A 2,634-nucleotide genomic window follows, 5' to 3' on the forward strand; every position below is an offset into this window, starting at 1 on the left:
AGGACGTGGTGCCACGCGATCTGGCGGTGGAGAGCAACAGCGAAGGCTTACGGGAGTTGGCGGTAAACGTGCCCGACAACAACCCGCCCGGTGGTGCCCCCCCGGCGCCGGCGAGTCTCGACAAGACCGGGGCGCAGCTCAAACCCGGACTGAACGAGAGCACGGCGCAGAACTGGATCGGCAAGATCGCCATGCCGAATCACAGCCCCGGCGCGGTGGCATACGACCCGAGCACGCAACTGCTGTTCGTCGCCGACGGCACCAATGGCCTAGCGATCATCGACCTGTCGGTCCCCGGCGGCAGCAGCGACGGCGACGACACCGACTCCGTCGACGACCGCGTCCTCGGCACGGTGAACCTCGGCGGGGCGCAGGCGCGCGCGGTGGCGGTGTTCAGAGATACGACGGGTGGTTTGGTAACGGCCGTAGCTACGGGTGCCGGCGGCATGCATTTCATGCGGGTGCTCGCGCCTCAGACCGTTGCGCCGTCGGCAGGCTTTGGATCGAGTGGGGCGTCGCCCGCACCCGCGGCTCAAACGGGCACCTGCTGCTGCGCCGACGACGGCAATCCATGCACCGAGGATCAATGCCTGAATGGCATCTGCGTCCATCCGCGCATCAACTCGCTGACGTGCTGCAACGGTCGTGCATATGATTCGACTACTCAATGCTGTGAAGATGCAGGGCCGATAGCTAAGTGCGTCAGCAATCCGAGCAACTTCTCCGCGCCGTGCATCGCTGAGCTGTCGCGGTGCCCAGATCGCTCGCCGCGACTGAACTTCCCGAATACGACGAACGGGTGTGGTTATCCAATTGCCGTTGTGCCAGACGCGTGGCGAAACAACCCTGCGGGGTGTATTGGCGCCGAGTTCGGGACTGGCACTTCAGGAAGTCCTCTCGCATGCGATTACCATGACTTCTGTTACGGGCAGTGCTACACGCCCACGAACGCGGCGGCTGACGAGTTTGATCGGAAGGGCTGCGATGACCAGTTTTACACAAACATGAGCAGCATCTGCAGTGGCCTTGGTGGCATGGGTTTGTTGCCATCGCTAGATCCATTGTTCTTGGGGCAACCGTGTTTCCAGGCATGCAGCCAGTCGGCCTTGCTCTACTATTCGATTGTGCGGTCATCCGCCGGGAGGGACGCGTATGAGGCCAGTCAGCGCACATCCTGCCAATGCTGTGCGTGATTCGCCCGGGATTGCAAAGGACAGGAATATGTGGCGACAAGTACAATCAGTATGGCAGCGAACCGGGGTGCGGTTATGTGTTATCGCCGTTGGCACACTGATTGGCGTCGACACTCATGATCCTGGCGCTGATAGGGCGCGTTGCTCGTGGCCGGAGGTAACTCAAGCGGCCGAGTACGTAGCGGCGGCGGCACAAACCTCGGACGGAAGCGCGGACGCGGATCTGCTGCGAATTGTGACCAAGGAACGTTATGGGGCCGAGGCGCAGGCGACCGAGATCTCGGAGCTGAAAGAGTACGCGACGAGAAGTGCGCCGTCGCATGCGCGTGCCGTGGCGGAGCTTGTTGTCGGGCATGCGCTTAGCGAGAGCCGGGACGAGGCTGTAAAGCGGGAGTCGAAGGAATGGCTTCGAAAAGTTGTTGACGGATTCCCAAAGACGCGGGAGGCGCGCCTTGCCGAAGTCGACTTGAGCCTACTCGATTTGTCGGCGGTTGTTGGAGCGCCCCTCGCGGCACCACCCGATGCCCTCCGCAAGGCGTGGAGCGCCGTGCGCGATGCGATGAACCGTGCGCTTCCGGACTACAGAGCGCTCGATTCAGCCGGTGACCCGGTAACTCTAGCGTTGCGACAGCGATTGGGTTGGTCGGAGCGGGAGCCGCTTGCCGCGACAGCCAAGATGAGGATCGCGCAGCTCACGGTGGGCGTCGAAGGTTTCAAAGAGGCCAAGGGTCTTTTTCGGGAACTGGTGTCAGAGTACGGAGGAAGGCCGGCGGGAGATTGGGCGGAGACCGTACTCAAGGCGTACGGCGAGAGCGGGCCGGGGACCAGCGCGACACCGAGCGGCGGCGGTGGATAGCAACGCGCGGGACTTAGAAACGGACACTCTGTGAGAGAGAGCATGCGTACGAGGTCTGCGTTGGGGCACTTCAGCAGTAGGGCCGAGATCGCAAGAGCGGGCGACAGTGTCGAGTTCGGATTGCGAATTGTGAAAGCGGAATGAGACTGGTTGCAACATACTGAGGATGGCCGGTGACGATTCTCAATGACACAACCGGTGAGACGTTCACGACCGTTGCCACCGACCGTGACGGTGTCAGCGGCTCAGCTTTCTGCGACTCACTGTTCCCCGGCCGCTGCGACACCAGGCAGGCGGGCACGTTCTGCGCGGTCTTCGACGCCGTGGTCGGCGACCGCATCCAGGTGCAAGTCGAAGACGTGCTGCACAACACGGTTACCGTCGACGCCGGCAACATGCGCGACGAACGCACCGGCGCCACCGCCATCCCCCCCGCCGGCGGCGTCGTCACCTTCCCCGCCGACCCGCGCTACCAAGCCTTGATCCCCGACGGCGCCTTCGAGGCGGCCACGATCGTGCAGATTGCGCCGATCAAGGCGAGCCCGACGGCAGAGGAACTGGCGCAGGGGGTGCGCGATGTTAACG

General features: G+C 63.2%; 3 protein-coding genes. All 3 read left to right on the forward strand.

The window, feature by feature from the left end:
* The coding region (locus HY699_05010) for a hypothetical protein (protein ID MBI4515161.1) at positions 1-1,193 on the forward strand (1,193 nt) is incomplete at its 5' end.
* A 28-nt stretch (positions 1,194-1,221) separates the two neighbouring features.
* The gene (locus HY699_05015; protein ID MBI4515162.1) at positions 1,222-2,049 is read left to right on the forward strand and encodes a hypothetical protein; all 828 of its coding nucleotides are present in this window, start codon (positions 1,222-1,224) and stop codon (positions 2,047-2,049) included.
* Positions 2,050-2,222: 173 nt separating this feature from the next.
* Positions 2,223-2,634: hypothetical protein (locus HY699_05020; GenBank protein MBI4515163.1), on the forward strand; the 412-nt coding region annotated here is incomplete at its 3' end.

It is taken from the genome of Deltaproteobacteria bacterium (assembly GCA_016210005.1).
Taxonomy (GTDB): Bacteria; Desulfobacterota; Binatia; order HRBIN30; family JACQVA1; genus JACQVA1.

Excerpts from the sequence above, each read along its gene's own strand:
- HY699_05015 (MBI4515162.1), top strand. The coding sequence starts at position 1,222 with ATGTGGCGACAAGTACAATCAGTATGGCAGCGAACCGGGGTGCGGTTA.